9 protein-coding genes and 2 pseudogenes are annotated in these 5,887 nt (G+C 40.1%); all 11 read right to left on the bottom strand.

Going from position 1 to position 5,887, the window contains the following annotated elements; all coding sequences use genetic code 11:
- Window positions 1-367: pseudogene (locus BTHERMOSOX_RS12095) on the bottom strand (inverse autotransporter beta domain-containing protein); the annotation flags it as partial.
- 154 nt (window positions 368-521) lie between these two features.
- The gene (locus tag BTHERMOSOX_RS08795) at window positions 522-818 is read right to left on the bottom strand and encodes a hypothetical protein (protein ID WP_212744641.1); all 297 of its coding nucleotides are present in this window, start codon (window positions 816-818) and stop codon (window positions 522-524) included.
- A complete protein-coding gene (locus BTHERMOSOX_RS08790; RefSeq protein ID WP_138120705.1) occupies window positions 796-1,353 on the bottom strand; it encodes a DEAD/DEAH box helicase in 558 nt (185 codons plus the stop codon). The genes BTHERMOSOX_RS08795 and BTHERMOSOX_RS08790 overlap by 23 nt, the downstream gene beginning before the upstream one ends.
- A 254-nt stretch (window positions 1,354-1,607) precedes the next feature.
- Window positions 1,608-1,997: a S8 family serine peptidase gene (locus BTHERMOSOX_RS08785; protein WP_138120704.1), complete on the bottom strand. Its 390-nt coding sequence runs from the start codon at window positions 1,995-1,997 to the stop codon at window positions 1,608-1,610.
- The gene (locus tag BTHERMOSOX_RS08780) at window positions 1,994-2,509 is read right to left on the bottom strand and encodes a hypothetical protein (protein ID WP_138120703.1); all 516 of its coding nucleotides are present in this window, start codon (window positions 2,507-2,509) and stop codon (window positions 1,994-1,996) included. Before BTHERMOSOX_RS08780 ends, BTHERMOSOX_RS08785 begins: the two co-directional genes overlap by 4 nt.
- A gap of 180 nt (window positions 2,510-2,689) precedes the next feature.
- Window positions 2,690-3,001, bottom strand: a complete 312-nt coding sequence (locus tag BTHERMOSOX_RS08775) for a hypothetical protein (RefSeq protein ID WP_138120702.1) — start codon at window positions 2,999-3,001, stop codon at window positions 2,690-2,692.
- A gap of 680 nt (window positions 3,002-3,681) precedes the next feature.
- Complete coding sequence (locus BTHERMOSOX_RS08770) at window positions 3,682-4,554, bottom strand: site-specific integrase (RefSeq protein ID WP_138120701.1); 873 nt, start codon at window positions 4,552-4,554, stop codon at window positions 3,682-3,684.
- A gap of 81 nt (window positions 4,555-4,635) precedes the next feature.
- Window positions 4,636-4,806: pseudogene (locus BTHERMOSOX_RS12090) on the bottom strand (DUF6538 domain-containing protein); the annotation flags it as partial.
- Window positions 4,807-5,173: 367 nt separating this feature from the next.
- Entirely contained in the window at window positions 5,174-5,488 is a 315-nt protein-coding gene (locus BTHERMOSOX_RS08765; RefSeq protein WP_249360663.1) for a type II toxin-antitoxin system RelE/ParE family toxin, read from the bottom strand.
- A gap of 3 nt (window positions 5,489-5,491) precedes the next feature.
- Window positions 5,492-5,692: an addiction module protein gene (locus tag BTHERMOSOX_RS08760; RefSeq protein ID WP_138120700.1), complete on the bottom strand. Its 201-nt coding sequence runs from the start codon at window positions 5,690-5,692 to the stop codon at window positions 5,492-5,494.
- 68 nt (window positions 5,693-5,760) lie between these two features.
- Window positions 5,761-5,887: ATP-binding protein (locus BTHERMOSOX_RS11810; protein ID WP_346654949.1), on the bottom strand; the 127-nt coding region annotated here is incomplete at its 5' end.

Here is a 5,887-nt window from a genome sequence, read left to right as displayed (position 1 = left end):
CTAGTGATGCACGCTTATGTTTAGATGAATCTTCATAGTCAAAAAACGCATTGATACCTGCAATGGCACGCTGATCTTCTACTAGGTAGCGCTGTCCAATACCTAGGTTAATGGTGTTGCGACGCTCACCTTCGTTCTCACCAGAAAACACTGAGCCTTGGACGTAAGTTAGCTCTTGAATGTCAGTATTGAATTCACTAATAGGCTGAATGGTATCGATACTATAGCTTGGCTTATCTGATTCAATACCCTTGATGCTGATTGAAGTTCTACCTTTGCCAAAGTTATTAATAAGCTCGTTGGCTTGGGTGTTGATATAGCCCTCAGTAGTACTGATGGCTTTATTGACTATTTGAGATTGTATTTGCTCGCCTGCTTGGCGAGCATCAACGGCGGTAGTGTTGAGTGATAGGGTTAGTAATAAAAATACAAAAAGCTGTTTAAGCTTGGTTAGTTTTTTTGTTTTTTAATATTGTCATTCTAATTGATCAAAAGATAGTTTTATAAAAATTTTGGGTATTTTACCACGTACCCCCCCTTGCAGTGCAAGTTATTATTTCCCCAATCCAAAGATCGTAGTCCTTTAAGTGATCTATCAGCTCATGTTTATCAACAAGCATCTCAGCTTTTTTGTTAGCCTCTAACCTATCAATCATTATCTTTGAAAACTCAATCAGCATACTAAGTGCTTTAACCTCGTTCTCGACCTTAGGGATTAGTTCTCTATCAGAATCCTTGTATTTGATATAGCCACATAGCGCACTGTCAAGCATATGCAGATCGTTGTATTTAAGATCAGTGGCCAGGATTGTCATCAATGATTACCAGGTCTCTCTTAGTGCCGTTATAGTCGTATAACTTATGGATCCTACCTCTGTCCACACCAACTTCATTTTGATTCCTGTCAGTAGCACCTACAAACTGGTTGTGAGTAATAACCAATACCTGATACTTTTTCATATTATCAAGGTTGTATCTATGCTCATCAGAACTACTATGGAAGGCTGCAGCCTTAAGCTCGGACTTATTCAGACCCTTGTTGACATGCTCAACTATCTTATCTATCTCATCGATAAAGGCAGTAACGATCAGTATCCCAATATCCTTATTTGATTGGATGGCGTACTGGATCATTGCAGTGGTCTTCCCTGTGCCCGTTTGGGCTGGGATTGCAAGCCGTTGAGGAGGGTTAGCTCCTCGTTGGTTAGCACGAATGCATTCGTTGAATGATTCGGCTATTACCGTCCAAGACTCCTCAAGGGCTGGAGATGAGATATTGTTGTACTCATCACCTTCCCAGATGTAGGCAACTTCTTTTGCTAGTTCGATTGGGTTGACTAATGGTTTTGGCATTGGCTTGCTTTATGATTGAAGGGATTGTCAATTTTACCCAGTCATCCAGATTTACACTTAGTTAAACCTGGATAATTCTTGAGGCAATCCTTTCCCTGGACGGAATCTAGCACATACTCAGACCCTACTCGGTCTTCACAAACCCAACCATATCACTACTATCAAACCAAGGGAACTGGTACGTTACATTTCTTTTATATCGATGCCTTTAGGTGTGATAAATACTCATCAGAGTATAACTGTATAACTACCCACTAATGCAAATTACCCACTGGAGATAAAGCCTTACCAACATTGAGCTTGCCATGTCCGTACACAGTATCCACACCTGTAACACCTAAATCATCAGCCGTATTGAGAATTACAACAGCAGTTTGTGAGCCAGTAAGATTTGGAAATTTCTGACGAACTAATGCACCTGCTCCAGCAACTCTAGGTGCAGAAAATGAGTTCCCGTGTACTCCTCCGTCACTGGATGTTGTTATATAGTCTGAAGAAGTCACAATAAATTGATTTTTGTGTGCACTTCCAGCTTGGTTTGACCAATCTGGAATATCACCACTAGAATTCACTTCTCCGACATAAATTACATTGTCCGAATTTAGGCCGTCAATTGACCAAGTGTTGCAATTACTTACTGTCATTGTTCCACTAATGGGGCAATCTGTAAAGCCACCTTACTGAGGTTGTTACCACTGCAGAGGGCCATAGTTGCTATGTTTTTAGCAGAATTTACCAAGTCTAAAGCACCGTATTCGTTTCTTGTTACACCTGGCGCTATGTTATGTGCAATATCACTAACACACCTGCCATGACTACCGATACATTGTGCATTACCATTAGCTGTAAACCCACTATCCAAAATAGTAATGGTCTTTCTTTTACCAGTCCAGCCATCTAAGTGCGCTTGCTCCACTCCAGGAACGTTAAGCCTTGAATATATATTTGCCACTGTAGTGTTTTGAGCGCTATTAGCTGTCAAAAACTCTTGCACATAGGTTGCGCCTTTTTTAGCATCTGCAGACCCTTGTGCCAAGTTATACCCGTCCAAAACTGTTGGTTGAACGTTAGAAGCTCCACCGCCTCCGCCTCCACCGCCTGTTAGCAATAATGTTGAACCCATTAACCCTACTAGTGTTATTGTTTTAATTTTCATACTTTTCTCCTATTTTGACTCCAAATGGCCAATTAAATTTGTGTTCGTAGTTAATAACTACCCTTGTATTTCTATTATGCTTAGGCTGTGAAAATGGTTGCAGTATTGATAGATTGTCACAAAAGAATTGCTTATCCATTCCACTGTCATCTGTACATGAGGTTTCAGTTGTTCTACCGCCTAACTTAGTAGACACACCAAAGGTGATATGACTATCTGTATTGATAATTGCGTTACACCCACTGTTAAGGCTTTTGACCTTGTCCGCTTCTGAGATTTAAGCCCATTATCGTAACCAAGATCAATACGAGTGTCAGTATCTAGTATCAGATACCCGTCCATGCTAAATTGCTTATTATTAACTTTGTAGAAGTGAGAAATATCATGAGTTATATTTGCAGTGTCAGTTGCAATTGTTGGTGTTAGTTCAGCATAAGAACCGCCATGTGATATTTGAGCTACCACAATACAGGCGCCCAATAAACAGCTCACCAAATACCTCTCAATATAATGCCTTCCAAAGAATGGATGGATGCACTGTTAGTTGATGACTTATACTTCATATGGTTTATTATAATCCTAATTTACCCCCCCCAAACCCTCTACAACCATCTCCACACCTACATTACAGCTCATTACCTCTCTCAATCATAACAAGCCCTACACGGCCCTTACAGAGCCTCTAAGATACCATCCTGAGCCGCTATAACCCTTTGGTATCAGTATCTGTAGGGTAAGTGGCCATCGAGTACTGTTTATCTACTATAAGGCCACCCATCTAATAACTTCGGGAACCCCTAAAGCTCACCAGAGTTAACCTTCAGGAGCTTAGATATTCAATGGGATCTATGGGCACCTGTAAGCGTGGGGTTGGACCTGTGAGGTTCTGTTGGGCTCTGCGGTACTGGCAGGTTGTTATGGATCGTTGAGAGCTGCTGGGCTCGGTGAGGATGGGTGGCCAACTATGTACCAACAGTGCCACCACTTGAATACTTGGGAGTGGAGTGCTATAATGATCTGGCGATACATCAAGGATTCTGAGCCCTTGGAAAGGCTTCCGCAGGAAGGCTAGACAAGCTCAACAGCTCGAGGAGCCATTTTCTAATGGTTGTCTCACTGTAAGTCCTTGATAGATCTAGCATTTATCCATACGGACCACTTACGGAGGTCCTTTAAGTCTTAATGACTACCCTACTAAGCCACTTATGTAACGTTTTAACAGTGTGGCCAGACCCGTAACCTTCCCCAACTGATCCTCTACTCCAGCCACCAATAGCATCAATAATATCTACAGGGGCCTCAACAGATCTGAGACGATTTCGGATGGAGTGCCTCATAGAATGAATAACCATACCATCGCTAACATAGGGTCTCATCCATTTGTTAATGGCGGCACTAGCCGAATTAGCATTACACCTTTCGTTCTTATTGTATCGATCAAATAGATACTCCGACACTGTAGCAGAAGAAGCTCTCGAAGCTCCCCATAAAGAAGCCCCAACTAAAGGGATCTTTCTCTCACTGCCGACTGTCTTTAATCTTCTTGAATTGTTTGGCTGAATAATCAAGTATGGCTGATCATCATCAAGAATAACATCAGATGATTTAAGACCAACAACTTCAGAAAGCCTAAGGCCTGTATCAGAGATAATCGCTGTAATCCAACGTATATCATCAAGCAACACACAGGCCTTTTGAATCGCCTTAATATTCTTATTAGGTATTGGCAGCCTCTTCTTGGCATCATTAAGGTTTGGAATGAATACACCTAGGAATGGATTAGGGACGCCGATACCCATCTCTTTGATGGTAAGTCCCGTAACGGCCTTTACAGATGAGAACACCCTCTTAACTGACCCAGAACTCAATCCTTTAGAGAATAGCTTGTCACGCAACTTAGCTGCATCAGTTGTGTTGTAGCTACTTAGATCTCTATCTCCTAAATAGTTTATGGCGTATCCAGGGTCTCTACGAACAACATTGGCAAAAGATCTAGACTTCTCAGTCCCTTTGATTTTCAAGTAGTGCTCGATAGCTTCTGACATAAGAACCCCTGACGACTCGACACTATCATCCAAGCTACTGTTAGTATACAGCTTAAATAGCCTCCTGATTCTAATGGAAGACCAGTAACTTTCTAACTCTTGTGAGAGATGAGCAGCACCATTAGTGGCCACCCTCTTCACCTTAGTTCTAAGACTAATTACGATTCTTTGGTGGGAATACAGATGTTTTAGATCGCTAGGAATACGACGGGCGTAGTAATACACACCGTTGCGTTGATGTGGATAGTGGATAGTGGATATTTTGGTACATAGAATGGTTACCTCCGTAAGTGGTCCATATGGATAAATGCTAGATCTATCAAGGACTTACAGTGAGATAACCATTAGAAAATGGCTCCTCGAGCTGGGCTCGAACCAGCGACAAATGAATTAACAGCCTCTCTTAAAACGTCTAAAAACAGCCTATATCACTCTACTAAAGCATTTTTTATCACTTTAGAGTGATATAGAACGTTTAAAGCAGTTCTTTGTTGTCATTATGTTGCCACTTTTCAGTCTTGTTGGCTTAGTTTAAATTTGCCACACTATTGCAACACTTTTTCCTTATTTGTATTATACAGTTTTATCTGATTTACAGCTGGAAAGCTAAAGTGGAATGTTAATAATTCTGTTTACTATTTAATCTACCTTCGATCCAATCTGGATTTTTTCGCATTGGTAAAATTGCAACTACGTAATTCGTATTATTATTAACGTCATAATAAATTGCGTATGGGAATCTTTTAGATAGCATTTTGTAATAACCATATTCTTTTTTATGGATACCTGAATAAACAACAAGAGATTCTATGTCAGATAAAAGACAATCCCAAAAATAACTACCAATACCAGATTGTTGAGATTCGTAAAAATCCTTTCCTTGTTTTAGATCTGTAACAGCATCAGATAAGATGCTGATATTTTTAGAATTCACTAATTAAACTTGAGATTTTAGATCGGCAAAAGATATGAACTCTACCTTGCCTTGTTCTATTTTATTTCTTCTTTCAGATAGAATGTCTTTATGCCACTCTGGAGACTTAATTTCTATTTGATCATGACTGAATGAATCCCAGATTTCTTCCATGGTTTGAAGTCTTTCTGCTACACTCATTTTTGTAATTTCAGTAATAGTCATAATGATTATCTCGTTTGTTTAAAAGCATAATACCATTATCGTCACGATCTATCAATTTTTTGATCACTTTACACCCTAATAAAACAAACTGAAAATGTAGATCCGACACACACTTCACTATCAATACGTAATTCTGCATTATGCCTATGAGCAATATGATTAACAATTGCCAACCCTAACCCAGTTCCACCCTGC

The organism is Bathymodiolus heckerae thiotrophic gill symbiont (genome assembly GCF_900128515.1).
GTDB lineage: Bacteria > Pseudomonadota > Gammaproteobacteria > PS1 > Pseudothioglobaceae > Thioglobus_A.
This window is presented reverse-complemented; position numbering and strand designations above follow the sequence as displayed.

What these genes read in the sequence shown, in the direction of transcription:
- BTHERMOSOX_RS08790 (WP_138120705.1), bottom strand. Translation starts at nt 1,353, where the DNA reads ATGCCAAAACCATTAGTCAACCCAATCGAACTAGCAAAAGAAGTTGCC.
- BTHERMOSOX_RS08760 (WP_138120700.1), bottom strand. Translation starts at nt 5,692, where the DNA reads ATGACTATTACTGAAATTACAAAAATGAGTGTAGCAGAAAGACTTCAA.
- BTHERMOSOX_RS08780 (WP_138120703.1), bottom strand. Translation starts at nt 2,509, where the DNA reads ATGAAAATTAAAACAATAACACTAGTAGGGTTAATGGGTTCAACATTA.
- BTHERMOSOX_RS08785 (WP_138120704.1), bottom strand. Translation starts at nt 1,997, where the DNA reads ATGACAGTAAGTAATTGCAACACTTGGTCAATTGACGGCCTAAATTCG.
- BTHERMOSOX_RS08770 (WP_138120701.1), bottom strand. Translation starts at nt 4,554, where the DNA reads ATGTCAGAAGCTATCGAGCACTACTTGAAAATCAAAGGGACTGAGAAG.